Genomic DNA, 24,884 nt, shown 5'->3' on the forward strand with positions numbered 1-24,884 from the left:
CGACTACGTTTTTAACATCCTTCTTCAATTTCCACAACTCCCTTTATGCATTAACAAGATGACAGTTAAACCATTTTGCTTAAACCAATTAATTAATGATGAAAATATGATTGTTATCTACTAAATTAGTAGTTACATAGTCCCATAGAGTAGTATATTTAAAATTCAAGTTTATAACAATCAGTATTTTCAATGGAATATCGCTTTAATTGGTTGAAATTGTATATATAAAATGATTGCAAACCTGTCTCAGTAATGCTTCTGTCCGAAAGGGGTTATTGTGAATCCCGCTTGCTGATGCAGTGTGCGGCCAATGCCTTTATTTCGCTGCTCATTCGCTGATTAATTGGATAGATATTCTCTAAGAACGAAAGCGTCTGAAGCGCGGACTCGGGAACCTTTCCATAGCCTTGCATCATATTGCTGATACCCGCCGCAAATTGCGGAAACCGTGCCTCTGCACGCCGCTCATTGCCGAACACGTCGGGGTAATAGTCGACCTCGGGCTCGACCAAATGAAGAATGGACAGGATGCTGTCCACCGCATAGCTCTCAACAAACCGCAGCGCAGATAACCTCTCGCCCCGCGCATACCGCCCAAGCCCAACGTAGAGATTGGTCAGCGCTTCACCTACCGCGTGGTCGAGGGAGGACGCCCGCCGGGACGGAATGGCCGCTTTCCCAGAGACAATGCCATCGTTGGCAAAATGCGGGGCTTTCCACACCATGCGGCCTCCTGTATACGAAGCGTGCTCAAGCTCAGTTTCCTCGAACACAGCGAACTCGCCATAAATGCCATCTTCAAACAATATTTTGGAGCCGATGTCGCAGTTTTTAAACGCGTAGGCGAGCGGATGGGCCTCCTCTAGCCAATCCACTCGGTCGATGTAGCGCTGCTTGCTCCCCGGAGCGGTTACAACGAAGAAATCGAGATCCGAATAGTCGTCGATTCGAGCCGTCTCCGTCCCCACCGAACCTAGCCCGAATAGGGCTAACACATCGCCGTTTTTCTCCAGCACTTTGCCGATGCCCTCTAACCGTTGCAGTAACGCTTGTTTTTTGTCCATCGTAATGCTCCTTCCATTGGCTGATTGATTGGATGAACGCCAAAAAGGGTCCAACTTCGCTAAGTAGCGAGGTTGAACCCTAGGGTTGCATAGCCTTCGATATTCACTAATAAAGTAGCACGGGCTCCGAATCGTGTCAATTGGCTGAAAAGAATATCGCCAAAGGATCGGAAGATTTGTTATGGTAGATCTGTACAATAAGTAAAAACTTACCACAACTTTTAAGGGGAATCATCATGCACACCGACAATCCTATCGCTTTACGTTCTGTACTGAATCCTCAATATTTAGTTTCTGAATTAAGTGGCCAGTATGGCCTGGGAAACTGGGAACAATGTTTATTTTGGTTGCGAGGCTTAAATGATACATACCGCGTTCGGACTTCTAACGGGTTATTCATTTTGCGGATATACCGCCATGGCATTAGTGAAAATGATGTTGCTTATGAGCTGTCCTTGCTAGAGCAGTTGAAAGCGGACCTTCGTTCGTCGTTAGTCACCAATGTGGCGGAGCCGATCTGCAAAACAGACGGCAGCGGATACACCGTGTTGGAAGCGCCAGAAGGGAGGCGTATGGCAGTCCTTTTCCGGCATATCGATGGGACGGAAAATGGCCTCACAGATGAGGCGTCCTGCTATGCCTTCGGCCAATCGGCCGCCGAGCTGCATGCCGCAATGGATGGGCTAGTGCTGCAGCGGCCACGGCATGAGCTGGATGCTGGCTTTCTTATTAACCAGCCGCTTGAACGAATTGTAGGCTATATTGGCGAGCAGCATGAGCATACGCCATTCTTGCGGTCATATGCCGCCTCCTTACTAGACCGGCTTGCCGCCGTTTCCAAGCAGGGGCTCGATTGGGGAATTTGCCACGGGGATATGCATGGCAATAACAATGCGTTTCAGGAAGGGGCGCATTTTACCCATTATGATTTTGAATGGTCTGCTAAGGGCTGGCGTGCGTATGATTTGGCGCAAGTAAAGGCGCGGAAAAGGCAGCCGGAACACAATCGGGAGCTGCTGTGGCAAGCGCTGCTGGCAGGGTATCGCACTATTCGGGCGTTGCCTGAACAAGATGAGGCGGCAATCGGCCTGTTCATCAGCATTCGAAGGCTGTGGGTCATGAGCCTGGATGTTGCTTTTATCCCGACTGATTTGGGCGCACTGGATTACGGGCAGGAGTGGCTGGAAGGGTTTATTGCGGAATTTCGTGAGAGAAGCATGTAGGCCAAATAACGATTCTATTCAAATAAGGAGCGATTAGCGATGAATCAAGAAGTAACGGATTTTATTGAAACGGTGAAAGAGCCTTGGCAGAAGGAGCTATGCACGCAGCTGCGTCTTCTGGTGCATGGCGCTATTCCGGATTTTCAGGAGCGGATCCAGTATAAGAAGCCCCATTTTCTGAAAAATGGCAAGTACGCGGCTGTTATCTCCACATCCAAAGAAGCGGTCAGTTTCACGATCTTTAACGCAAGCGAACTGTCGCTTCCAGAAGGGCTATTCGACGGGCCGGCAGAGCGAAAGACGACTAAGATTCGCCAAGGCCAGGAGGTAGACAGCGAGCTGTTGTCTGCGTTGGTTAGCCAGGCGGCTTTTGGGTTGTAATTTGCAGGCACACAAAAAAAGGTCCCACTTCGCTTAGTAGCGAGGTTGAACCCTAGAATTGCGTAGCCTTCGATATTCATTAATAAAGCAGCGCGGGGTCAAAAGGCGTCAATTCAGATCTGCGTTGCAAGACTGGAAGCTACCGCGCTTTGTCATCACGGATTCATGGGTTTCAGCTGGTTACGGATATCTTTAATAGCTCCAGCAGCTTTTCTATTTCTTCACGGTCCACCTCATATTGATGATCGAGGCGATCGACTCCGAAAGCGAATGAGTGGGAGGAGCCATCCAATGGGATGATTAATTTGTCGCCAATTTTACCAGGCAGCACTTCAATTGAGCCATTGAATTTTACCGCTAGTAAACGGTTCGTATTTTCAAGATGCGTTTTATAATCTTCTGCAAAGCATTTACTGCATATGTTCTTTCTCGAATCTAAAATGATGTTGACTTGTCGAATAATTTCATTATACTGTCCTGAATCTTCTTTGATATTAATATATTTATTATTATTTTTGTATAAAACCTCATTAATGCCAGTGAGTGATGAATTACTGCTCGATTGAGAGCAAGCTGAAAAAATCAAAATCATAAATAGATTCAATAAAGTGATTCTGAAAAAAACATTGTTTTTAATAATTTTCATAAAATCATTCCCTTCATTAATTAAAGACTCAAAAATCCAAGGCCTGAATGATTAAACTCAGGCCTTGGATTTTATTTATTCGGAAAACTTAACTTCACCTATCTCATAATTCTTGTTAATCTCTTCAAACATGTTATCTAAAAATTCATCCCCGTCAATTATTTCACCGTTCTCTGCATTAACGTAAGCTGAGTCAGACCCACTTGTTACTTTCCATGCAGGTGTTAATTCTGACTGTTCGACAAAGAACGAGTTCGAGAAATATACCAATTCTGCTGAATCAAACTCACGCATGAGATTGCTTTTATTATTTCTTTTCAGATATTCTTCTCCTGCTTCTTTGGCTTTTTCGAAGTCCACAATCTGTGTCATTGGTTTCGAAGCAGTTGTCCGGTCAATTTCTCTCCAAAGCCTAAAGAAGTAGTTAATCCCTTCGCTATCGATCATGACCTTTATAGAATCTCCGGCGTAACCATCAACGGTTACGCCATCAATTTTACGTTTATACTCAAGTAGATAACCATTTGTTACTTGTTGTTGAGTATTGGCATCTTCTGTGATCTGAGGCATAACGGCAGAGAGTTGCGCATCGGAAGGAAGTCCACCATTTTGTTTTAAAAATTTCCCGGCCTGTACTAAAGCTTCATCAGGGCTGAACCCAATTGGTTTTTCCGACATTTCTCTATAATAATTGATTGCGCCAGATGGATATTCGATTAGTGTTGATGCGCCATCTGTATACACAGAATTGTTACTTCTATTTATTTTTTGTTTCAAGCTTTGCATTTTCATTAAGTTCTGGGCGATTCTATCGATATCAATATTCTCTTTTTTCAGCACAACACTTTCTTTTAGTTTTGAGCTCTCATCGCTGTCAAGAGGAGACGTGGCAAGGGACGAAACCGATAAATAAAACCCACCGCCATTATACCAATGATAAATGTCACTTGTCCCTGATTGATCAGCAGTCATGCCCGATGAAACATAGAAGTAATCATTTTCATTATTTTTATGTCCAGTAACCGCCCAATCATACTCACTATAATCGGTGTTGGCATATTTCCAAGCATCAATAATTTTTATTGGAGCGCCACCAGTTGCACCAGTCGCTTTATTATAGAATGATCCAATAATGGACAAATCGGTATTTTCATTTGACGGGTCACGGTATCCTAGCAGATGATGTCCGCCATAACTTAACACATTAGCCCATGAGTTCTTTTTTAATACGTTGCATGCTGCAAAAATTGCAATTTCAAAATCTTCGGAGTCTGTATTGTCCCAACCTTTCCATGATGAACCAATTGTATCCCAATTCACATATGAGTTTACGGGGGCGTTATTACCGGCATACGCTTTTAGAGCCAGACTTCCGTTAGTGCTTCCATGACCCGTAAAATAAATTACGTCATCACTTTTAGCGTTAGTAAAGTCTGATGGTGTTACGTCAGCATTATATTGTGTTGTTACAGGTGTCCAAGGAAAACTAGCTGTGCCAACGAGTTTATTGGCAAACCAAGTTGCATCATCATTACCAGCTAATGGTCCCCATCCTAGATCAGTTGCGTGATCGTAACTTTTTACACCAAATACAGATGCACTAGTTTCCGCCATTGCAGCTTGTGGAATTGTTGTTCCTGCAATGAGAACGACGGCTACAAATCCAGCAATTGATTTTCGTAACAATTTTATTCCTCCTATGTAAGTTTTTTGCTTTATGTACTAAACTCTAATTCAAAGCTTTAGGAAGGTGAATAGGCCTTGAGTAAGAATATCGTCAAATGAACAACTCCAGACTAATGCTTTATTTTCTTGAGACATATGGCATTGGCGAGAACGATGTAGCGTATGAACTATCCGTACTTAAGCAATTGAAAGAGATCCTCCAGTTCTCGTTAGGCATGAATGTCGCGAAGATAATATCCAAATATTTCTAAGTTTTTTGGACGGACTCAACTTTGTTGACCCGTACTTACTATTGAGGCGGACGACAACACTGTTTCTCTAGACCCACACACCCTCCATCATCTATGATTAAGACCGTTGTTTTTTAAAGGGATTGATGGAGGTACTGTGCTGTGAGTAATGAAAGAGGTTCATCGAGTGTGTTTGCAATCTGGATAAGCTTGATCAGCAATTTGTTGCTGACGGGCATTAAGCTGATCGTCGGGTTTTTATTCAATAGCCAGGTGCTTATCGCAGACGGCGTGCACAATGCGGGCGATGTGATCGCTACGATGGCGGCATTAGGTTCAGCAAAGGTTGCGCAGAAGCCCGCCGATGACGACCATCCTTATGGCCATGGCAAAAGCGAGCTGATCGGCTCTGCGATCGTCGCCATCGTTATGGTGTTCGCAGCGTTGTTCATTGCTTATCACTCGATTACATCATTTTTTCATATTGCTGCTGAGGCGAGCGTTATTGCATTGATTGCTGCAGCGGTCTCGTTAGTGTGGAAGCAGTGGCTGTACATCTATTGCATTCGGCTTAGCCGAAAGACGAGCAGCAAGAGCCTTGAGGCTACGGCCTACGACCATTTGGCTGATGTGTATGCGTCGTTGGCTGCTGTCATCGGTATCGGTGCGGCGATTGTCGGCGATAAGCTCGATATTAGCATGCTAAGCTACGGGGATGCAGCGGCGGGCATTGTGGTCGCTTACTTCGTACTAAAGCTTGCGTACCATATGGGCAAGGACGCAGTCGATGTGTTAATGGAGAAGGCCGTGTCACCGGAGAAGCTACTGGAATATGAGCGGCTTGTATTCTCGGTGGATGAGGTAAAACGGATTGACCGCTTGCGCGCGAGGGAGTTCGGCCAATATGTCATGGTCGACGTTCGAGTCGGCATTCCAGCGCAACTGAGCGTCCAAGAAGGCCATGATGTGTCCCGCAAAATCAAACAGACGATCATGAACCATCACACCGACGTGGAGGAAGTGCTCATCCACTTAAACCCTTGGTATGAGGAAGAGGGGCACTCGAACAAGGGCAAGTAACGAGGGGTGTTGCTGTGCATGGGCAGGGCTGCTGAGGATGCTGCCATTGCATGCTGTACAACGGCAACGGCTTCGAGGACGATGATGCGAGCCGCCATTGTATTTGGTACAATGGCTCATCCGCGATCTCTGCTAATTGGCTCGTTTTGGGGCGTTCTGCGTATGGTTTGTATGCTGACGGTTGCACAAAATGCAATGGCCGGCTGCATTTCGCCACTAATGTGCCTTTTTCATTGCACAGGCTGCAATGGCAGCAGCATTGGCTGTCGCAGCTAGCGGCCTGCGGCCGGTTACGTTGCGGCGGGTTGGCTACGGTCCGCTGCCAGCTGCCGATCGGCTGCAGCCAGTGCCAGTTGCCTGCAGCAATCCCGCGGCAATTGCCGCCAATGAGGGCCCGGGTGAAGACGGGCTAAAGCAAGCAGAACCGGGAAGCTGCCGTAGAGGCGGCTTCCCGGTTTTTTGCGGCTGCGCGTGCATCAGCTTGCGGAGTTGCACGGCTGCCGGCACCCGTGGCGGGCGGTCTGGCAGCCGTGCGGCCTGTAGCCCCTTAAATTTTAACGGACCTGAGGGCCGTTATTCGGCGCAAATCAGCCTTTTTCAGATTCTAACGGACCGAGGAGCCCTTATTAGGCCGCTGAGGCGCATAATTCGCCTAAATATGGATGGATAACGGCTCCTGAGTCCGTTAGAATTTCAAAGCCTGCTTTTGAGAGGGAATAACGGCGCTCAGGTCCGTTAGCGCGCAACCCAACAAACTTCCGTCACTGAACGCAGCTCCAAGAGCCAACGCACCAGCAAGATGCAAATGTTAGTTGGCGAAGTGGCGGATGTCTGGAGCGAACGCACCATTAAGGTGCATAAGTTAGTTGGCGAAGTGGCCAGCATGGTGGCGAAGTGGCGGACGTCTGGAGCGAGCGCACCAGCAAGGTGCATTTTAGTTGGCGAAGTGGCCAGCATCGGCTACCGTGCAACGTTTAGCGCGGTGGCGGGCGGTCTGCGGCTAAAGCCGCGAGAAGCTAGCCATGCTAGACGCAAAAAAACAGCCCACCGTATTTGCTTCATGTCGTAGGTTGATAACGGATGGCGAAAACCAACCGTTCTCAGAGCTACAAGCAAAAGGAGGGCTGTTATACCGTGCATTCTGTTACAAAAAACCGTGTTTTATACGCGCCTCCCCAAAATGGGTCACTCCACCGTCAAATCCAGCCAATCGAGCTCTTCTTGCGTCAACGCGATACGGGAGCCTTCGTCACATGAGCGCAGCTCTTCTGCAGACTGCGCGCCGATGAGGGCGCAAGCCGGGAATGGCTGATTCAGCACATAAGCAAGCGCGATCTGAATCGCGGTTACGTTCTTGCGCTCCGCTAGCTGCTTCGCACGCGCAAGGCGCTCCCAGTTGCCGTCGCTGTAGAAGACGCGGACGAGATCGGCATTGGTGCGATCCTCCGGCGAGAAGCGGCCGGTGAAGAAGCCTCTGGCTTGGGAGGACCAAGCGAACAGCGGCAGCTGCGTCTGCCTATGCCAAGCGAGCGCACCGCTGTCGGCGGATACGCAGCCTGGCCAGAATGGTTCGTTTGCTTTGGCCAAGCTGAGATTCGGGCTGCTGAAGGAAAATCCGGCCAACCCTTTTGCCGCTGCATAGTCATTCGCTTCCTGCATTCTGTGCCAGCTCCAATTTGATGCCCCAATGGACCGAACTGCACCCGATGCTATATGCTCGTTCAACGCTTCGATGATGTCGCCTGCAGGAACAGAAAGATCGTCGCGATGCACTGCGTACATGTCGATATAGCTGGTTTGGAGCCGTTCCAAGCTTTCTGCAAGGTCGCTGCGAATCGCTTCGCGGTTCACACGCGGACCGTTCTCGTCATGATGCGCGCCTTTGGTTAGAATAACCCATTGCTCGCGGTTGCCCCGTTCTTGGAAGTAGCGGCCGATAACAGCTTCGCTCTCTCCGCCTGTGTAGATGTGGGCAGTATCGATGGCGTTGCCGCCGATGGCGAAGAAAGCATCGAGGTTGGCTGCTGCCTTATCGTAATTGTTATGCGTAAAATAGTCCGAGCCCTTCATCAGCTGGGAAACGGGCTTGTGCAGCCCTGCCACTGTAATGTGCTTCATCGTATCCATTTCCTCCTCAATGGGAATCTATTGCGGCAAGACGACTCTCGTCCGTTCACGGGCGGACAGGAGGCAAGCGTCAATTGCCTTCATATTGGCAATCGCATCGGCGGCTGGGAACGCCAAAGGCGTGCCTTCGATAATGGCGCGGGCGATATGATCAGCCTGTTCAGAATAAGCATTTACGTGAGGGACCTCAATTTCCCGGCGCTCGCCCCCGGAGGTGAAGAAGATGCTGCCGCTCTCTGCCGTTGGCGTAATGAAGGCGGAGGGCACTTCGATGATGCCTTCGCTTCCTAGCACCTCAAGTGGATTACGGAATGCAGCCCACATGCCGCAGTCGAACGTAAGCGCTACCGAATCGCCGAATTCGATCAGCCCCGAAGCCATCATGTCAACGTTGTCATGGGCGGGTGAGAACATCGCATTCACCGTCACGGCTTCTGGCTCTCGTCCGAGCAGCAGTCGTGCGGCACTGATGGGATAGCACCCGACATCGTAGATGGAGCCGCCGCCCCAATCTTGGCGATATCGAACGTTGGCGGTATCTGCTGCATTATTGAACGTAAAAGCGCTGCGTATGCCACGCACCTCGCCTATTGCGCCTGAAGCAATGAGATCTTGCAGGATGCTATAACGTGGGTGGTAACGATACATAAACGCTTCAACGAGCAGGACGCCTGCTTGGCTCGCTGCATCGACCATCTCAGCCGCTTCCTGCGCAGTTAAGGCAAGCGGTTTTTCGCACAAAATATGTTTGCCTGCCTCCGCCGCTTTAATCGCCCATTCTTTATGGAGATGGTTCGGAAGCGGGATATAGACGGCGTCGATTGAGCTGTCCGCGAGAAGAGCCTCATAGCTGCCGTATGCGGCCGGAATGCCGAGCGCTTCGGCGGTTTGTTTGGCGTTGCTTTCATCACGGCTGGCGATAGCGGCTACCTCATTGTACGCCGACTGCTGTATCCCCGGAATGACGGCACGCTTCGCAATTCCCGCACATCCGATAATGCCCCATTTGAGCTTGTTAGCCACGGTTCAATCCCTCGCTTTTTCGATAATGGTTATGATTATATTGCGATTATAGGATACGGCTATTAAAATTAAAATGATAATATATTGCATTACATTACAACAATATTGTTATTGAGGTGGTTGCACTGCAACGGCAAAGCCTATTGCTGACGCTCCCGAATATGCCGTACTTTTGCTTCCCGGAATCGGTGGGCCATTACTATGATGATCCGGAGCACAGCGTCTCACGGGAGGCGGGAGCGCTGAACAATTTTAACGTCCATTACGTCGTTTCTGGCAGAGGGCATGTTGAGCTGGACGGCATCGTCCATGAGCTGCGCGCAGGGGAAGCAGTGCTCTATTTTCCGCTGCAGAAGCAACGATATTACAGCAGCTATGAGGAGCCGTGGAGCATCCGATGGTTTCACTTCTATGGCGGGAGTGGGCTGCGTGATTACTTGCTGGAGCAGGGGCTGCATAAGAGCTCATTATGGATGCTGCGCCAATCCGGCGCATGGGTGCAGATGCATGAGGAGCTGCTTCAGGAGGCAGAAGCGCATCGGATGCTGCGTCCAGTTCAACTATCGACACTTGCATACACCTTGCTGACGATCTTCGTTGAGCAGGCTGTCGTGTTGAACCGCGATAAGACGGCTAGCTCAGGCGACCGCATTATGGGCCTTCTTCCGCTTATGCAACAGGAGGCAACGAAGCCGTTCGTTTTGGAAGATTGGGCCGATCGGCTCGGCGTAACGCCTTATTACTTCTGCAAGCTATTTCGCAACGCAACAAAGATGACGCCAATGGATTTCATTACGCGCAGCCGCCTGCAAGCCGCAAAGCAATGGCTGCTGGAGCGGCGAAAGGACAATATCGGGCAAATTGCAGAGGAAGCGGGATACCCGAGCGTTAGTTATTTTAACAAGCGGTTTATGGAGCATGAGGGAATGACGCCTACGGCCTACCGGAAGCTGTATGACGTTCATGGGCATGGGCGGCCGTAATTGGGATAGTCCATAAAAGAACAATAAACGACCAGAGAAGCCTACTAAGTTAGGCTTTTTTCTCATTTTTTCGGTGGTTACGTATAGATTTCAAGGTTGTATATGAAAATTTGGGAAAATATAAGGAAATATTAGAGGTTTTGTCGTATTATATATCAAGATTAAATGAATAGAATATTTCATAGGGGGAAATTCGTTAGTGAATCCAACTTCTTCAGAACTGCGCGCAAGAGCAAGACATAGTTTGAATGGCAATTGGGGGACTGCAATAGGGGCATTCGTGTTATGTGGGCTCGTAACGATCGGGATTGCCATATTAGGCATTATTTTCGGCGGGCTGGCCTCGATGTTTACAAGCGGTGCTATTATGTTAGGGTTTTCTGGTTTCTTCCTTAGTTTGGCGCGGTACGAGAGACCGGCGGCAACTACTGTAATGAGCGGCTTCCCTCAAATTTGGAGAGCGTTCTGCCTTTGGTTCTTTGTTTCACTCTTTACTTTCCTTTGGATGCTTCTATTGATTGTGCCTGGAATTATCGCCAAATACCGTTACTCGCAAGCTTATTACATCCTCTTGGATAACCCGGAGATTGGTGCGCTTGAGGCGATCCGCCGGAGTAAAGAAATAATGGCAGGAAACAAAGGGAGACTGTTTGTTTTACAGCTTACATTCATTGGGTGGCATATTTTGTCCTTAATAACCTTCTACATCGGATATTTGTGGTTAGTCCCGTACATGAGCACGGCTTACGCCCATTTCTATGAAGACCTCAGAACGAAAGGTGCTCCCCGTTTCCCGGACTATATTGCAGCAGATCCTTTTGCAAAACCTTTGTAATGAAATGGAGGACTTGAGTGGTGCACGGTTGTGGCGATTAGCCGCCCGAGCCCCGCTTGGGGCCTTTTTCTGTATCTAGTTTGCGAACGAAGCAGGAAATATGGATATTTTTATTGAAATTTGTCTTCGTATACGAACTGACTACAAGGGAGTGCACGGTGTTTATGTTTGGCGCAGGGTTCATGGGACAGGGAAAAATAAAATTAAAAAGCGTGTTAGTCGCGCTTCTGGCTTTCACGTTGATAGGCTCGACCGTCATCTTAATGGCAGTCGCGATTAATAAACAGAATGAAACGCTGGCCGATTCGAAGCTGCAGGCGAATTTTGAAGGGGCGCGGAATTTATCGACAACGGTAAATACGATCAAGGACCTGATGTTTCACGAGCTGGGCAGCACGGCGCGGTTAATAGCCGATCAACAGCTGGCGATGGAGGATGTTCCCGCTCTAATCGGGCCGCTGCTTGGGGGAGACCGCTTGTTTAATGGAGCATTGCTCGCGGATGAATCCGGCAGGGTGCTGGCGGCGACGCCCAATGCAGGCATTCGCTTAGGGAGTGTGCTAGAAAAGTCGGCGACAGCCAATGCGCTTCGCGCCGGCCGTGGGCCTTCAGTATCTGACCCGTTCGTCAATTCAGATGGGCATCGCGTCGTTATGGTGTCGCATCCGATTCAACGGCCGGGCGAGCCGCCTAGCAAGTTTATCGCAGGGTTAATTGATCTGGAGGGGCGAAATGTGTTCAGCGATGTATTTGACCATGCGATCAAAAGCAATGCTGGAACGTACGCGTACATCGTAGATCGGCACGGCGAGCTGCTGCTGAATCCGGATGGGCGCCGCCGTGAGGTTGTGGTGGATGCAGCGGCGCTGCAGTCTACATTTGGCGATGGGAAACTTCGGTTCGCAACCATCGATAATGCGCGTGAAGGAGCGGATCTGGTAGGTTACTTGCGGGTAGGCGATTTAGGCTGGGGCGTCGTGTTCCAATCCCCTTCTGCTATTGTCGAGCAATCAAAGATGGCGATTATGAAAGCTCAGTTAGCATGGACGGTTCCACTGGTGGCGGCGTTCCTGCTCCTATGTTTATGGATCGGCCATAGGCTGGCTTCGCCTTTTATCCAGCTAACGGCAATGGCACGCAATATTGCAGCAGGCAAGCGGGTCGAGCACCTGCCTTTGCAGGAGGGACATTGGAATTATGAGGCGCATCATTTATCACAGGCAATGATGAAGGCCGTGCAGGGCTTGCAAACCCAAGCAGATGAGATGAGCCTGCAAGCCCGAACAGACAATCTCACGGGACTGGCTAACCGGACGGGGCTTGAGGAATGGCTAATGGAGCGGCGTTCCATGCCAGGCGGATACACGCTGCTCGTGATCGACATCGACCATTTTAAGGGCGTAAATGACAAGTTCGGCCATCATATAGGAGATGAGACGCTTGTCCATCTAGCGCGTATTCTTCAGGCGGAAAGCGGAGCAGACGATTTTGTGTGCCGCTTGGGCGGAGAGGAGTTTATTGTGCTTCTTCCAGCGGCAAGCTTGGATACTGGAACGATGCTAGCTGAACGCGTACGCCGCAAAGCGGAACGCAGCATCAGCCCGACAGGCAGCCCGATCACCGTATCGATTGGCGTTGCACAGTGTGCGGAGGATGCTAGCGACTTCGAGCAGGTGTTCCAGCAGGCAGACCAAGCGCTTTACGAAGCTAAAAGAACCGGCCGCAATCGGACGAAGGCAGCGGGATAGTACGAAATTAATAAAGCAGCCACCGGTCTGGACGAGAGGGTGGCTGCTTTTGCTTGGAGGCTTCAAGATGAGATTATTTCATGTAAGCGAGGAAAGCGAGATTACGCGGTTCGAACCGAGAACGCCGACAAGAGAAGATCTTGACCCTAATACGAAGCTCGTTTGGGCAATCAATGAGCGCTGCTTGCCTAATTTTCTAACACCGCGCAATTGCCCGAGAGTGGCCTACCACTGTAATGAAACGACAACAGAAGAGGATAAACAACGGTTTTTGTCCTCCCAATCATTGCAGCATGTGGTAGCCATCGAGCATAAATGGTTTGAAATAATGAGGAGCACCACGTTGTATGTTTATGAGTTTGACCCTGCAGGTTTTTATGTCCAAGAGAGTACTGCTGGTTATTATGTAAGCGAAATAACGCAGGTGCCGATTAATCGAATCATGATGGATGATTTGTTTGGGGAGCTCATCAATCGCAACGTCGAGGTGCGGGTGATGGACCACTTGTGGGATTTGTCTGATAAAATTCAACAAACCAGCTTCAATTGGTCGATGTGCAGAATGAGGTTTGCCAGAGGAAGAAGCCAATAGGTGTTCGTGGGGGGAGGTACATATGGCCATTCAAGCGATATTGTTTGATTTGGACGGAACGCTGCTGGACCGGGATGCATCACTTGTGCCGTTTGCCCGAGATCAATACGATAGGTTTCCGCAATTGCAGGGCGTTAGCCAAGATGCTTTCGTCGGCAAATTCGTTACGCTGGACTGTCACGGCAATGTGTGGAAGGACAAAGTATATCAACAGTTACTAGAGGATTTCGGGATTCAGGGGCTCACATGGCAAGCGTTGTTGGATGATTATTTGGCGTCTTTCCAGCGGCATTGTATCGGGTTTCCTAACATGAAGAGCGTCTTGGCGGAGCTTAAGGACAGCGGCATTCGGATGGTGTTAGTGTCTAACGGTTACGGTCAGTTCCAATATGATAATTTCATGGCACTGGGGGTCAGCCATCTATTCGATGCGGTACTGATTTCGGAGTGGGAGGGGCTGCGCAAGCCTGATCCGGCCATTTTTAAACTTGCGTTGTCGAAGCTCGGTGTTGAAGCGGGAGAGGCCCTATTCGTAGGTGACCATCCAGACCATGATATTCGGGCTAGCCGCGAGTTGGGGATGAGGGCGGTGTGGAAACAAAATGATGCCCAAGTCGAACTGGGTACGGTGGTAGAGGCGGATGCGAGCATAGAAGATTTTACAGAGCTTTTGGACCATGTACGGGAGTGGAATAAGCAATAGCAATGGCGCCCGCGGGGTGTTGTTCAGATTAAAGAGAAACCTGCGTTTTTTGTGAAAACACTGTGGTTCTTTTTTTGTTGTATTGTCCTATTCGCCTGTCAGCGAGCTAAACGGCAGGATAGGGGAGGTTTTCCTATCTTATTCGCCCTCTGGCGAGCTAAACGGTCGAATAGGGCAGGTTTCTCTGTCCTATTCGCACTCCCCCCAGCGGACTTGCCGAATAAGGCAGATTTATATGCCCTAGGCTCCCCCAGATCGAGCTCTCCCAGCACGCCGAACGGCGCCCATCAGGCGTCGTTTTTTTATTTCATTCATTTTGGAACTTTGTGGGCATGCTAAGCGTCGGTACATAAGAGGACAAGTTTTGACACGGTTTGATAATAAAATAATGAATTGGAGAGGAAGCATCTTATGGTGTATGCAGTTGCGTTTCTCATTTCGTTTGCCATCGTATATGTATTGATTCCGCCGCTTGGAAAACTCGCGTTCCGCCTCGATTTTGTGGACAAGCCTCGCATGGGCGTCGAGCGCAAAATCCATCGGCAGCCGATCCCCCTCACCGCAAGTTATGCGATCTTTATCGGGTTTATCGCGACTTACTTTATTTACGCCAAGGGGTTTACGGCACAGACCTTCGCGATCATTGCCGGATCGTTGCTGCTGCTCGTGATTGGCACGCTTGATGATTGGTACAAAACGAACGGGAAGGACTTCCCGGCACTGCCGAAAATGCTCGTTCAAGTGTCCGCCGCTGTGCTGGTTTATGCCTCGGGCATTAAGTTCCACGGCTTTTATAATCCATTAAGCGATGGCTTTATCAATTTCCCTGAATGGCTGCAGTTCATGCTGACCGTGCTGTGGATTTTCGGCGTGACGACCGTTATTAACTTCTCGGATGGCATGGATGGTCTTGCTGGAGGGCTTTCCGCCATATCGGCTGTCACTTTGTTCGTAGTCGCATTAGCCAAAGGCCAGGGCGATTCCGCGATGATGGCGATCATTCTCGTTGGCGTTACCGTCGCGTACTTGCGATACAACAAGCCTCCCGCCAAGGTGTTCATGGGCGATGCTGGGGCAACATTCCTCGGTTTTATCTTAGCTGTAATTGCGCTGGATGGCGCATTCAAACAGGCGACGGTACTGTCGATTTTTATCCCGATTCTCGCGCTTGGCGTTCCGATCTTTGATAACATTTTTGTCGTGCTAAAGCGCCTCGTTCAAGGCAAGCCGATCTATCAGGCAGATGCTAGCCAAGCGCATTACCGGCTGTTGCGGACGGGTCTGAATCCGAAGCAGGTTGTCTTGTTCCTGTACCTCATCAGCAGCTGCTTTAGCTTGTTTTCGATCATTTTGCTGCTGCTGAACGTGTGAAAGCAGGTCCCCTCAGCTAAATAAAGCCCTAAGCGGCATTCGGACCTGGTTATGTGCCGGCCGCACGCTGCTTAGGGCTTATTTTGGTGTTGTTCGATCCGCAAAGTCATTGTTATAGATCTTCAATGCCTATCCAAAATCTTCTATTCCCGACAATCTCAACAACTCTAGTGGGTATAGTATGTTATCATAGAACGAAAAAATAATCAAGAGTTTTCTCTTGACCTTAGTAGGCGAGTATAGTATCTTGAAAAAGGAAGAAAAATATGTAAAGCAAGGTGGTAGGGAAAATGGAAAAAATGGCGATGAACATGATGATGACGATGTGTATGCAAGACATGATGACGCGCATGAACGGCATGATGACAATGATGGAGTGTATGAAATCCGAAGACATGATGGCGTGTATGGACATGGACATGATGATGAACAACATGCAACAATGCGATGAAATGATGACGCGGATGATGAACATGATGACCGAAGTTAAACAAATGTCGATGTAAGCTCAGCTACACACATGCCAAACCGAATTTCCCAGATTCGATAGGCAGCCCTTACTGCAGAACATATGCATGTATGCAATAGTTATCCTCTTTAGTTACCCACTGCTGGCAGAGCAGACGAACTGCATGCCGCATTCCTCTTTTAAAACGTGATCCTCGTGTTTAAGCGACTAACTGGCGACCGATTTCTAACCTTCTTCTTTTCAAAGCCCACATTGCTTGGCGAATGCCTTCTAACTCCTGTTGATTTTTGCTTGATTTGATCAATGCGAACAATTCTATAAGCTTATTATTCAAGGCTTGGAACTCCGTCCACAGCTCTTTTTGCCGTTGTGTGGGTTTTTCCTGATCTGCGTTCAAGTCTGCAGGGGGTCCGGTTCGAATCGTATTTAGCAGCTCCTCTTGCCACGGGGCATCATGCAATTGGCCTGCATAATTGTACAAGTCTAGATAATCATCCAACCAGGTTGTTTGCTGTCTACGTTGATTCATGAGGAGTGCCTTCTTTCTCTGATATGACTTATATACCGACTATTATACTCGGTTTTATAAGGAATGCAAGAGGTAACATTGGGCACGGTATACGAAATGGATAGATTAGGCATTCTATTTATGGTAAAGTAATGAGATTGCTTAGGAGGATGATAAAAATGACAAATCCAAATGAAAACGTTGAATTGCCGCCGAAAACTTGCTCGATTGAACGCCTGGTTACGGTAAAGCCTGATGTGGAGAAAGTAATTGCAGGAATCAAGACAGCAACGCGCCGCAACGGCCGATATGCGGATGTTGGGGAGATCATGGAGCTTGAAGGCCACCGCTTTGTAGTGGAGAAGGTATATTCGCAATCGCTCGGCGAATTGACCGACGAGCATGCGAAGCAAGAGGGGTTTGAGACGGTTGAGCAGTATAAGGATTCGATTTTATCCTACCACCCGGGTATGCCATGGCTTCCGCATATGCGCGTATGGGTACATGAATTCCGCGCCGTTCAGGAATAGTTAGCAAGTGGATATATGGTACTCGGTTTTACTCTATATACATATTCTTAGCGCGATTATGTCCATAGGGCCCTTTTTCATTTTTATTCCAGTCATGAAGAGGCTAAGGGCGGCGGAACCCTTAGAGCAGAATGCCTACCTGAACACGTTCCGGTCGGCTATCCGTCTGGCGAAGCATGCGGGCCATGTGCTCGTTGCATCGGGCATATTGCTCGTGATAGTTGGGTCGTGGGCGTGGTCAACCTCATGGATTGTAATGACCATTGTGCTTCTTGTTGGCTCGTTGCTCTTCTTGGCACGGGCTTTCTCGCCCAAGATTCGTAAATTCAATGAGCCTGGCCAGAACAAAGAGGCGATCATCCGGCTGCTGAATCGGGCATTATGGATTTATCTGGTGCTGCTGCTGAGCATGTTGGCGTTCATGATCGTGAAGCCTTCGTTGTGGTAGGCAATCTAGAGCTTATATGTGACTGGCGAACATGGGGAACCATGAGGGAGCATATAAGGCATAGCCGTACGCCTGGGCAGAGGTAAGGGGAGGTTCATTCCCCTTGCCTCTTTGTGTTTAAATGGCAGAGGAGTGTTGGTTAATGGCAACCGCCCAGCAGAAGCTGTTCTGAGTCGCATTACGTGCAGGTATATTGGATTATGGGGAGAAGCGCGAACAGCCGTAACCGTGTATTCGAGCTAGAAGGGGCGAGCGTCAAGAACCGGGCATACGACCCTGCGTTAATGGAAGATCCCTCGCTCATTATCTATTATCCGGTCCGGCAATGGGGAAGCTCACATATCGTGACGAATGGGGACCAGACGGATACGATTTATGAAGGGCTGCACCAAGGACGGACGTTCGAACAATCGCTAGCGCTGCGGGAATTCGAGCCGGATGGGCCACATTATACGCCAAGAATTTCAGCGGTCATTGACACGGGCCAGAATAGCTATAGCTTATCGATTCTCAAGACGAATGACAATGACCCATCGGCATGCCTGCGCCATTATTATGGCTATAGCGGGTTCAAGAGAGGGACAGGCCACTGCATTCATACCTATCGCTCGGAGGAGGGTGGCGTACTGAGGCCTTTTAAAGGTGAGCCATTCGAAGTGCCCTTATTCGAGACGATGGATGAAACCGCGGCGTTCTACTGGCAACAGCTTAACGAGGACAACAAGATCGCACTATTAGTGAAGTTCATTGATGCTCAGACAGGAGAAGTTAAATTCCATATTCGCAATAAAAAATAGATTTGGAGAAGCGGGACCGTTTGCACGTAATCGATAACCAAAAAGGGCCGAGAGAGGACGTGGAGCGTAAGCTCCAAGCCCTTCTCCCGGCTTTCTTTATACAATCAGCTTCGTCTGCCAGTCTAGCTTTCGAGCAGGGCTGGAGGGATGAGTTAGCATATAGGCCATTAAGCGTTCTCCCTTGTGAAGATGGGTATCGTTATGAACGAATCGGTGCCCCGCCATAAAGGCCGTATAAAATTCATGCCAGCTGTTATAATTCTGTTGAAGCGAAGTTGCTGCATGAACTATTTTCGCCAGAGCCTCGGGTTTGCTTAAGTATCCAACCGCATGTCCAATCTGGCATAAGTAAATGTGCCATGCAAAGTCATAGGCCATAATGCCGGCTCGTGGCAACAGCATCAAATAGTCATTAGCGACCATTAGCTTATGGCTCTGCTCTGCATCCGCGTGTTCGCGGCTCATGTACTTCTGGCGATCGGCTTTGGATAGTACAGATAGCCTGTTTTGCATTTCGTTAAATTCTAGGCGGTTGCCTTCGGTTAAGTACCACCTAGCTACATGCCTGAAGGCTTCAACATTCGGTATTTTATGCGTTGTGTACATTTTCCTCTTTAGCCGGGACCGGCCTAGAAAAGCGTCCCTGATTTTGCCGAGCCCGTAATGCGTCATATATTTATGTTCATTCCCATGAAAACAAATCGCACATAAGGTTCGGGTGTATCGCCACACATGCTTATTATATTTGGCTGTATTTTCTGGCATGACAGTTCTCCTCCCGCTAGTGCAGTACCGTGCGGTACGATCGATACAATTCCCTAATGAAGTAGAAGTATAGAACGGAAATGATCAAGAGCATAATGGTTAGCCCCACTCGCGTATCATTCTGTACACCAGCATTATCGGCTTCAATAAATTGGTAGTTATCGATTTTGGCCATATGGTAACGGTTATTGAATGGCTCAAATTCATCTTGAACGGTGTCTAATAACTTGGGTTCAACGAACGTTTTTAGTTTGCCTTTAAGCGAAATCTTATGCTGAATTGAAATTTCCTTCGCGCTTTCATAGTCCGTAATAAGGATGTATGCTTGGTTCTGGTACATGCCCACGCTCAAATAGCCGCTAATGCTGCCCATTTTATTTCTAATTTGCGCTTCGTCTTGGGACATAAATGACGGCTTATCGCCTTTTCCCCCATTATCCTGAACACGGACAATGCCTAGATAAGAAGCGTCTTTAATCCGAAGTGATTCTTCTGTGTGAGGAGTTATAGTGCTGCTAAGGAAGCTAGTCTCGGGCCAACTGAACACCTTCCATTCGATTTCATCTAACGGCAAAGCAATCGTCTTGTTTCCGGTGTAGGAGTAGCTATCAGATATGCCGCTTAATAGGAAATGGGCCCATATGATGGCAAGGATCAACATCCATGCCCTCTTAACAAGCAGGAGCGGGAAGTCCAGCAGGAGCGGTTTTGGTTTCAGCCTTGATTGATCGAAGCGATTATCGGCTGGTGTGCCGCTCGTTAACTGTTGTTCGATGTTGATTAAATGCGCTTTGATCTCAAGGTGGTTCGGGCGCTGTTCAAGGACGAGCGTGAACAATCGTTTGGCTTCTTCTAAGTGGTTAAGCTTTAACTCACAAAGTGCGAGTAAATAGCACGCATCAATATGGCTTGGGACTAGATTCAGCATCGTTAGGCAATCGGCGTGTGCAGCGGGAATGTCATCTTGCTGGTAGAGTATTTTCGCCCGATAATGGTAGCTATCCAGCTCATTAGGAACGATTCGAACGGCCTGATTGCATGCGGCTAATGCGTGCGCAGCATTGCCTTCGCGCAGCCAATATTCCCCTTGCAGCCTTAGCAAGTCGGGATCCTCTGCATAAATGGCGTATGCTTGATAAATGGCTGCTCCTGCTGCCTGCAAATCATTAGCGATGAGGGCGTTCAGCGCCTTCTCGCGGCAGTCGAGAAAGGTTTCAAGGGCAAGCATGGAGAGCGTTTCTGCCCTAATAAAGGAATAGCAAAGCTCGGCATCTGATTCTAACTGTTGAAAGATGTAAGGAAGTATAGGGTTTGGCTTTTGCTCCAGCAATTCTTGCTTGTTCTGGCTCCAAGAGAAGTGATGATCGAGCAGTAACCAGACCGTCTTCGGAAGATGATGGCGTCTCGTTAGAAACTCCAATATTGCCGTTTGAAAATAATCATAAGTGCCTACCCGCCACAGCACATCTGAGCTGAGCAAGCTTCTCCACTTCTCGGCATTAATGCGTGAGGCAAAATCATCATAGATTGCTTGCATGCTATTGATGAAGTTTTGAACGAGCATTGCTGGGCTCTCATGATGCGAATCTTCGCGTACCCGTATGGTGCGTGGCGTAGGCGCCGAACGTGAATCATCTTCATGATGATTCTCATCGCCATCCGGCCATACGATGCGAGGTGCGGGTTGCGAGTGTGAATCATCCTCATGATGATCCTCATCGCCATCTGGCCATACCGCACGTGGCGTAGGCATCGAACGTGAATTATCATCATGATGATTCTCATCGCCATCCGGCCATACGACGCGGGGTGCAGGGTGCGAGTGCGAATCTTCTAGGACTGGTTCAGCAGCGGCCGGTTCGGCAGGGACCTGTTCTGGAAGTGCATCATCATCATCATCAGCCTCTCTTGCTAGTCGAGCGGCTCGCTTTGCATTTTTGATCGCGATATCATAAGCCTGCCTCAATTGCTGGTAGCCTGCTGGATCATCTTCAGGATGATGCAGCTTGAGCTTCCGGGCGTAAGCCTTTTTTATAGCGGCTAGATCAGTTGTCTGTTCAATTTCGAGTATGGTCCAAATGCTCATTAGAAGTCACGCCATCTTTCGAGGAAATCTAGTTCGCTTTTTAACTTCTCGGCAGCTTTTTTTACCTCTTTATTATTTTGGGTAAGGAGCATAGCTTCGAAAGCTTCCATAAGGCGGGAAATTTGGTGGCGCTTCTCGCCAATTGATTCCTCATAGAGCCGTTCCCCTCTTGCGAGCAGCAGCCGATTCTCCGTCCGTTCCCGAGGATGGATTTTTAAGTCTTTTAACGCCTGGAACCGCAAATCAATTTCTTCCGCGGTCATCGTGCCCGGGTTTTTCTCAATTATGGCGCGGGTGTTGGACCCGGTATTTATCACAACAATCTCTACTTCAAGAATGCCATTAATGTCATAGGTATAACGAACATCAATAGGCTGCCCTGCGGGAGCTGCGGGTACGGAGATGCTAATTTCCCCGAGCTTGATGTTATTTTCCACACGCCTGCTTTCCCCTTGATAGACTTGGAACCTAACCGTTGTTTGATTGTCCCTTATCGTGCAATAGCGCTCCACCTTGCTTACCGGTATCGGTGTATTGCGTTCGATAATGGGATCAAAATAGCCGCTCTCATAGTTGTCCCCGCCCAAGTTTTTAGTCAAATCAATGCCAAGCGAATAAGGGCATACATCGGTTAGCACCATTTCTTTAAGCGCTTCATTGCGTTCCTTGAGGGCCACTTGGATGGCTGCCCCCATAGCGACGGCTTCATCCGGGTTTATATGGGAATACGGAAACTTCCCGAACATTTTGCTGATGACGGACTTAATGACGGGCATCCGGGTTGCGCCTCCGATTAGAATGACGCTGTCCAGCTCATCGGTAGAGAGGGAAGCATCATTCAACGCGCGTTCAATTGGTTTGCGGAGGCGAAGCAATAACGGATAGCATATTTTTTCAAAATCCATACGGTCTAGCTTAACCTCATATGTTTGCCCATTCAGTACGGTCGTCATAGATGCAGACTGGCTTTGCCCAAGCGCCAGCTTGCATTGCTCTGCCTGCTTATTGATAAGCGAGCGGGCTTTTGCATCTAGTTGGTTGATGTCAATGTTTTGGGATTCAATGAAGTAGGAAGCGAGCACATCCGTGAAATCCTCACCGCCCAAGAAGTTGTCGCCGGCAATCGATTTAACTTCCATAACCCCTTCGAATAGCTCCAAGATCGAAACGTCAAACGTGCCCCCGCCCAAATCAAATACAAGAAACTGCGTTTCCAATTCTTTCTGGTGCAATCCGTAAGCTATAGCGGCGGCTGTCGGCTCGCTGATAAGCCGTTCGACCTTTAAGCCAGCTAGTTCCGCTGCCTGTTTCGTTGCTTTGCGCTGCGAATCATTAAAATAGGCCGGAACACTAATAACCGCTTCGGTTACGCCGTGTCCCAAGAACACTTCGGCATCCTCTTTGAGTGCTTTAATAATAAAGGAGGAGAGCTCTTGAGGCGTGAATGTAAATTTGCCAAGCTGAAAGATCTTTTCCGTACCCATTGCCCTTTTGAATATAGCTGCGGTCATGTGGGGGTGGGTAATTAAACGTTCCTTAGCGATTTCACCAATCAAAATTTCATTATTATCATCTACGCTAACAACGGAAGGCGTCAGTGTTGATCCCAATGCGTTCGGAATCATGACAGGACCTTCTTCCGTCCAGTAGGCAACCAAGCTGTTGGTCGTGCCCAAATCAATTCCTATAGTTGTCACTACGCGTAACCTCGCTCTGCATTGTTATGTATAAACTAATATTTTACATATACTATAGCAAACTATTTTGATAGGTACATCCTTAAAACCCTGAAATTTCATGAAAAATGATAATTAATGAGAGAAATTCGGCTGCATAGCCCAAAAATAAAATAGAACGGGACTTGTACTAGCGATATGGCATTTCATGTCGGTTTTGTGCGGGAGCCAGTTGAAATTGTACAATAGGGGGACAACGAGAACTGCATAGAAGCCAAGAGAGGTGGAGTGCGAGTTGGAGAAGAGGGCACTGGGCAAGACAGGGTTGGAGGTATCCGCATTAGGGCTTGGCTGCATGGGCATGTCGGATTTTTATAGCGGTCGTGACGACGATGAGTCGGTACGCACGCTGCATCGGGCGTTGGAACTGGGTGTAACCTTCCTCGATACAGCCGATATGTACGGTGTTGGGAAGAACGAAGAATTGGTGGGGCGAGCAATTAAGGGGCGCCGCGACGAAGTTATTTTGGCAACTAAATTCGGTAATGTGCGGGATGAGTATGGCAGGAGCTTAGGCGTAAACGGAAGGCCCGAATATGTCCGGTCTGCATGCGAGGCAAGCCTTCGCCGTCTCGGCGTCGAGCATATCGATCTCTATTACCAGCATCGAGTCGATCCCAATATACCGATTGAGGAGACGGTTGGCGCGATGGCGGAGCTCGTACGGGAAGGAAAAGTCCGGTATCTTGGGCTATCCGAGGCGGGCGCGGCCACGATTCGCCGTGCGAACGCGGTGCATCCGATCGCTGCGCTGCAGACGGAATATTCGCTCTGGAGCCGTGATGTGGAGGATGAAATTTTGCCAGCGTGCCGTGAGCTTGGCATTGGGTTCGTTCCGTACAGCCCGCTTGGACGTGGTTTCCTGACCGGCCAGTTCCAGAAGTTTGAGGATTTAGCAGAGGATGATTTCCGGCGGAATTCCCCGCGGTTCCAAGGTGACAATTTTGCCCGAAATCTAGAGCTCGTTGTCCGCATTCGTGAAATTGCAGCCTCGAAGGGCTGCCAGCCATCTCAGCTTGCGCTAGCGTGGCTGCTGGCACAAGGGGACGACATTGTACCGATTCCGGGGACAAAGCGCAGAGCTTATTTGGAGGAAAATGTAGGGGCGTTAGCGGTTACGCTGACTGCCGAGGAGCTGGCTTTAATCGAGGAGACGGCACCTAAAGGCGTCGCTTTCGGCAGCCGGTACCCGGAAGCTTCGATGAAGATGATTAATCTATAAAAGAAAGCCGAGAGAGGACGAGGAGTGAACACTCCAATCCTTCCTCGGCTTTTATTCGGTTACCTGACGATTCCGCCGTTGTAACGCAGTTCATAAACTTGTTGCCCGCCTAATAAAATGATTTCTTTGCCATGGAAGCTGTCCAGCGTACCTTCTTGCTCATTTTTGAAAATATAAGGGCCTTCCTCATAATAAGTTGGGCCACGATAGATGGAGTTCGTATCGACAAGCTTTAATGCTTGGCGAAGGAAACCGTAGATCGGCGCAATAATGTCCCAAGATGCATTCGGGATGGATACGCCCCCGGAATAGGCCATCGACCACACCGGTTCATTTTGAAACGCTACTGTCTCTTGTCCAATAAAGAAAGCAGAGCCAAAGTAAATATCGCGGTAGAAATAGTCGCCGCTGCGGTATTCCAGCTGTTTTGAACCAGTGAGGAGCGGAGCGACGGATGCTTCATCCCCCTGGGCGGCGTAAGTTTTCCGTTTCGCTTCTACAAGAAAATTGATGAGTGGAGCATGATGAATTGCCATGATGAGCCTCCGTTATAATAATTGTTAAGCCCGTCTTTTTCTTCGGATGTAGATGATTCCGTAAACGATTAGTGCGGCGGGGATGCCAATGG

Annotated in this window: 26 protein-coding genes and 1 riboswitch; of the genes, 16 read left to right on the plus strand and 10 right to left on the minus strand. The window is 48.8% G+C overall.

Going from position 1 to position 24,884, the window contains the following annotated elements; genetic code table 11:
• Positions 1–275: 275 nt before the first annotated feature.
• Positions 276–1,067: a hypothetical protein gene (locus GON22_RS16255; RefSeq protein ID WP_160397157.1), complete on the minus strand. Its 792-nt coding sequence runs from the start codon at positions 1,065–1,067 to the stop codon at positions 276–278.
• Positions 1,068–1,303: 236 nt separating this feature from the next.
• Between GON22_RS16255 and GON22_RS16260 the strand changes: the two genes are divergently transcribed.
• Together GON22_RS16260 and GON22_RS16265 are read left to right on the plus strand one after the other, a co-directional pair.
• Positions 1,304–2,290 carry a phosphotransferase gene (locus GON22_RS16260; RefSeq protein ID WP_160397158.1) on the plus strand — a complete coding sequence of 329 codons (987 nt, stop codon included), beginning with the start codon at positions 1,304–1,306 and terminating at the stop codon, positions 2,288–2,290.
• Positions 2,291–2,329: 39 nt separating this feature from the next.
• A complete protein-coding gene (locus tag GON22_RS16265) occupies positions 2,330–2,671 on the plus strand; it encodes a DUF1801 domain-containing protein (RefSeq protein ID WP_160397159.1) in 342 nt (113 codons plus the stop codon).
• A 172-nt stretch (positions 2,672–2,843) separates the two neighbouring features.
• Here GON22_RS16265 and GON22_RS16270 read toward each other — a convergent pair whose 3' ends face one another.
• Together GON22_RS16270 and GON22_RS16275 are read right to left on the minus strand one after the other, a co-directional pair.
• Positions 2,844–3,317 (minus strand): hypothetical protein, encoded by a 474-nt coding sequence (locus GON22_RS16270; protein WP_160397160.1) that lies wholly within the window; start codon positions 3,315–3,317, stop codon positions 2,844–2,846.
• A 75-nt stretch (positions 3,318–3,392) separates the two neighbouring features.
• Positions 3,393–5,003, minus strand: coding sequence for a hypothetical protein (locus tag GON22_RS16275; protein WP_160397161.1), 1,611 nt, complete (start codon positions 5,001–5,003; stop codon positions 3,393–3,395).
• 392 nt (positions 5,004–5,395) lie between these two features.
• Between GON22_RS16275 and GON22_RS16280 the strand changes: the two genes are divergently transcribed.
• The 3 genes from GON22_RS16280 (at position 5,396) to GON22_RS16290 (ending at position 7,382) form a co-directional block, all read left to right on the plus strand.
• Positions 5,396–6,313: a cation diffusion facilitator family transporter gene (locus GON22_RS16280; protein WP_160397162.1), complete on the plus strand. Its 918-nt coding sequence runs from the start codon at positions 5,396–5,398 to the stop codon at positions 6,311–6,313.
• 50 nt (positions 6,314–6,363) lie between these two features.
• Positions 6,364–6,726 carry a hypothetical protein gene (locus GON22_RS16285; protein WP_160397163.1) on the plus strand — a complete coding sequence of 121 codons (363 nt, stop codon included), beginning with the start codon at positions 6,364–6,366 and terminating at the stop codon, positions 6,724–6,726.
• Positions 6,727–7,118: 392 nt separating this feature from the next.
• Positions 7,119–7,382 (plus strand): hypothetical protein, encoded by a 264-nt coding sequence (locus tag GON22_RS16290; RefSeq protein WP_160397164.1) that lies wholly within the window; start codon positions 7,119–7,121, stop codon positions 7,380–7,382.
• 116 nt (positions 7,383–7,498) lie between these two features.
• Here the strand turns inward: GON22_RS16290 and GON22_RS16295 are convergent, their stop codons facing one another.
• Positions 7,499–8,431, minus strand: coding sequence for an aldo/keto reductase (locus GON22_RS16295; protein ID WP_160397165.1), 933 nt, complete (start codon positions 8,429–8,431; stop codon positions 7,499–7,501).
• Between the two features lie 27 nt (positions 8,432–8,458).
• A complete protein-coding gene (locus GON22_RS16300; protein ID WP_160397166.1) occupies positions 8,459–9,463 on the minus strand; it encodes a Gfo/Idh/MocA family oxidoreductase in 1,005 nt (334 codons plus the stop codon).
• A gap of 125 nt (positions 9,464–9,588) precedes the next feature.
• Here GON22_RS16300 and GON22_RS16305 point away from each other — a divergent pair, with 125 nt between their 5' ends.
• From GON22_RS16305 to GON22_RS16335, 7 genes are all read left to right on the plus strand, one after another.
• Positions 9,589–10,446 (plus strand): AraC family transcriptional regulator, encoded by an 858-nt coding sequence (locus GON22_RS16305; protein ID WP_160397233.1) that lies wholly within the window; start codon positions 9,589–9,591, stop codon positions 10,444–10,446.
• A 346-nt stretch (positions 10,447–10,792) separates the two neighbouring features.
• A complete protein-coding gene (locus GON22_RS16310; RefSeq protein WP_237179194.1) occupies positions 10,793–11,281 on the plus strand; it encodes a DUF975 family protein in 489 nt (162 codons plus the stop codon).
• A gap of 164 nt (positions 11,282–11,445) precedes the next feature.
• Positions 11,446–13,029, plus strand: a complete 1,584-nt coding sequence (locus tag GON22_RS16315) for a sensor domain-containing diguanylate cyclase (RefSeq protein WP_160397234.1) — start codon at positions 11,446–11,448, stop codon at positions 13,027–13,029.
• Positions 13,030–13,096: 67 nt separating this feature from the next.
• Complete coding sequence (locus tag GON22_RS16320; protein ID WP_160397168.1) at positions 13,097–13,621, plus strand: DUF6886 family protein; 525 nt, start codon at positions 13,097–13,099, stop codon at positions 13,619–13,621.
• 22 nt (positions 13,622–13,643) lie between these two features.
• Complete coding sequence (locus GON22_RS16325; RefSeq protein WP_160397169.1) at positions 13,644–14,324, plus strand: HAD family hydrolase; 681 nt, start codon at positions 13,644–13,646, stop codon at positions 14,322–14,324.
• A gap of 411 nt (positions 14,325–14,735) precedes the next feature.
• Positions 14,736–15,695, plus strand: a complete 960-nt coding sequence (locus GON22_RS16330) for an MraY family glycosyltransferase (protein WP_160397170.1) — start codon at positions 14,736–14,738, stop codon at positions 15,693–15,695.
• A gap of 290 nt (positions 15,696–15,985) precedes the next feature.
• Positions 15,986–16,201, plus strand: a complete 216-nt coding sequence (locus GON22_RS16335) for a hypothetical protein (RefSeq protein ID WP_160397171.1) — start codon at positions 15,986–15,988, stop codon at positions 16,199–16,201.
• 162 nt (positions 16,202–16,363) lie between these two features.
• On the opposite strand, the gene GON22_RS16340 is transcribed toward GON22_RS16335, so the two are convergent.
• Positions 16,364–16,693 carry a hypothetical protein gene (locus GON22_RS16340; protein WP_160397172.1) on the minus strand — a complete coding sequence of 110 codons (330 nt, stop codon included), beginning with the start codon at positions 16,691–16,693 and terminating at the stop codon, positions 16,364–16,366.
• A 158-nt stretch (positions 16,694–16,851) separates the two neighbouring features.
• Here GON22_RS16340 and GON22_RS16345 point away from each other — a divergent pair, with 158 nt between their 5' ends.
• The 3 genes from GON22_RS16345 (at position 16,852) to GON22_RS16355 (ending at position 18,447) form a co-directional block, all read left to right on the plus strand.
• Positions 16,852–17,202: an ASCH domain-containing protein gene (locus GON22_RS16345; RefSeq protein ID WP_160397173.1), complete on the plus strand. Its 351-nt coding sequence runs from the start codon at positions 16,852–16,854 to the stop codon at positions 17,200–17,202.
• A gap of 13 nt (positions 17,203–17,215) precedes the next feature.
• Entirely contained in the window at positions 17,216–17,650 is a 435-nt protein-coding gene (locus GON22_RS16350) for a hypothetical protein (protein ID WP_336604329.1), read from the plus strand.
• Positions 17,651–17,658: 8 nt separating this feature from the next.
• Positions 17,659–17,735: riboswitch (ZMP/ZTP riboswitch) on the plus strand.
• A gap of 97 nt (positions 17,736–17,832) precedes the next feature.
• Positions 17,833–18,447 carry an IMP cyclohydrolase gene (locus GON22_RS16355; protein ID WP_336604325.1) on the plus strand — a complete coding sequence of 205 codons (615 nt, stop codon included), beginning with the start codon at positions 17,833–17,835 and terminating at the stop codon, positions 18,445–18,447.
• Positions 18,448–18,543: 96 nt separating this feature from the next.
• Here the strand turns inward: GON22_RS16355 and GON22_RS16360 are convergent, their stop codons facing one another.
• Genes GON22_RS16360 through GON22_RS16370 form a run of 3 tightly spaced genes read right to left on the minus strand, consistent with a single transcriptional unit; the run spans position 18,544 to position 22,995 of the window.
• Positions 18,544–19,212: a DUF1266 domain-containing protein gene (locus tag GON22_RS16360; RefSeq protein WP_160397176.1), complete on the minus strand. Its 669-nt coding sequence runs from the start codon at positions 19,210–19,212 to the stop codon at positions 18,544–18,546.
• Between the two features lie 16 nt (positions 19,213–19,228).
• The gene (locus tag GON22_RS16365) at positions 19,229–21,298 is read right to left on the minus strand and encodes a CDC27 family protein (RefSeq protein WP_160397177.1); all 2,070 of its coding nucleotides are present in this window, start codon (positions 21,296–21,298) and stop codon (positions 19,229–19,231) included.
• Positions 21,298–22,995: an Hsp70 family protein gene (locus GON22_RS16370; RefSeq protein ID WP_160397178.1), complete on the minus strand. Its 1,698-nt coding sequence runs from the start codon at positions 22,993–22,995 to the stop codon at positions 21,298–21,300. Before GON22_RS16370 ends, GON22_RS16365 begins: the two co-directional genes overlap by 1 nt.
• Positions 22,996–23,269: 274 nt before the next feature.
• Here GON22_RS16370 and GON22_RS16375 point away from each other — a divergent pair, with 274 nt between their 5' ends.
• A complete protein-coding gene (locus tag GON22_RS16375; RefSeq protein WP_160397179.1) occupies positions 23,270–24,256 on the plus strand; it encodes an aldo/keto reductase in 987 nt (328 codons plus the stop codon).
• A 59-nt stretch (positions 24,257–24,315) separates the two neighbouring features.
• Here the strand turns inward: GON22_RS16375 and GON22_RS16380 are convergent, their stop codons facing one another.
• The gene (locus GON22_RS16380) at positions 24,316–24,792 is read right to left on the minus strand and encodes a DUF5680 domain-containing protein (RefSeq protein ID WP_160397180.1); all 477 of its coding nucleotides are present in this window, start codon (positions 24,790–24,792) and stop codon (positions 24,316–24,318) included.
• Between the last annotated feature and the right edge of the window lie 92 nt (positions 24,793–24,884).

This window comes from Paenibacillus sp. MMS18-CY102 (assembly GCF_009789195.1).
Taxonomy (GTDB): Bacteria; Bacillota; Bacilli; order Paenibacillales; family Paenibacillaceae; genus Paenibacillus_T.

What these genes read in the sequence shown, in the direction of transcription:
- GON22_RS16255 (WP_160397157.1), bottom strand. Translation starts at nt 1,067, where the DNA reads ATGGACAAAAAACAAGCGTTACTGCAACGGTTAGAGGGCATCGGCAAA.
- GON22_RS16260 (WP_160397158.1), top strand. Translation starts at nt 1,304, where the DNA reads ATGCACACCGACAATCCTATCGCTTTACGTTCTGTACTGAATCCTCAA.
- GON22_RS16265 (WP_160397159.1), top strand. Translation starts at nt 2,330, where the DNA reads ATGAATCAAGAAGTAACGGATTTTATTGAAACGGTGAAAGAGCCTTGG.
- GON22_RS16270 (WP_160397160.1), bottom strand. Translation starts at nt 3,317, where the DNA reads ATGAAAATTATTAAAAACAATGTTTTTTTCAGAATCACTTTATTGAAT.
- GON22_RS16285 (WP_160397163.1), top strand. Translation starts at nt 6,364, where the DNA reads ATGCTGTACAACGGCAACGGCTTCGAGGACGATGATGCGAGCCGCCAT.
- GON22_RS16290 (WP_160397164.1), top strand. Translation starts at nt 7,119, where the DNA reads ATGTTAGTTGGCGAAGTGGCGGATGTCTGGAGCGAACGCACCATTAAG.
- GON22_RS16295 (WP_160397165.1), bottom strand. Translation starts at nt 8,431, where the DNA reads ATGAAGCACATTACAGTGGCAGGGCTGCACAAGCCCGTTTCCCAGCTG.
- GON22_RS16310 (WP_237179194.1), top strand. Translation starts at nt 10,793, where the DNA reads ATGTTTACAAGCGGTGCTATTATGTTAGGGTTTTCTGGTTTCTTCCTT.
- GON22_RS16315 (WP_160397234.1), top strand. Translation starts at nt 11,446, where the DNA reads ATGTTTGGCGCAGGGTTCATGGGACAGGGAAAAATAAAATTAAAAAGC.
- GON22_RS16320 (WP_160397168.1), top strand. Translation starts at nt 13,097, where the DNA reads ATGAGATTATTTCATGTAAGCGAGGAAAGCGAGATTACGCGGTTCGAA.
- GON22_RS16325 (WP_160397169.1), top strand. Translation starts at nt 13,644, where the DNA reads ATGGCCATTCAAGCGATATTGTTTGATTTGGACGGAACGCTGCTGGAC.
- GON22_RS16330 (WP_160397170.1), top strand. Translation starts at nt 14,736, where the DNA reads ATGGTGTATGCAGTTGCGTTTCTCATTTCGTTTGCCATCGTATATGTA.
- GON22_RS16335 (WP_160397171.1), top strand. Translation starts at nt 15,986, where the DNA reads ATGGAAAAAATGGCGATGAACATGATGATGACGATGTGTATGCAAGAC.
- GON22_RS16340 (WP_160397172.1), bottom strand. Translation starts at nt 16,693, where the DNA reads ATGAATCAACGTAGACAGCAAACAACCTGGTTGGATGATTATCTAGAC.
- GON22_RS16345 (WP_160397173.1), top strand. Translation starts at nt 16,852, where the DNA reads ATGACAAATCCAAATGAAAACGTTGAATTGCCGCCGAAAACTTGCTCG.
- GON22_RS16360 (WP_160397176.1), bottom strand. Translation starts at nt 19,212, where the DNA reads ATGCCAGAAAATACAGCCAAATATAATAAGCATGTGTGGCGATACACC.
- GON22_RS16365 (WP_160397177.1), bottom strand. Translation starts at nt 21,298, where the DNA reads ATGAGCATTTGGACCATACTCGAAATTGAACAGACAACTGATCTAGCC.
- GON22_RS16380 (WP_160397180.1), bottom strand. Translation starts at nt 24,792, where the DNA reads ATGGCAATTCATCATGCTCCACTCATCAATTTTCTTGTAGAAGCGAAA.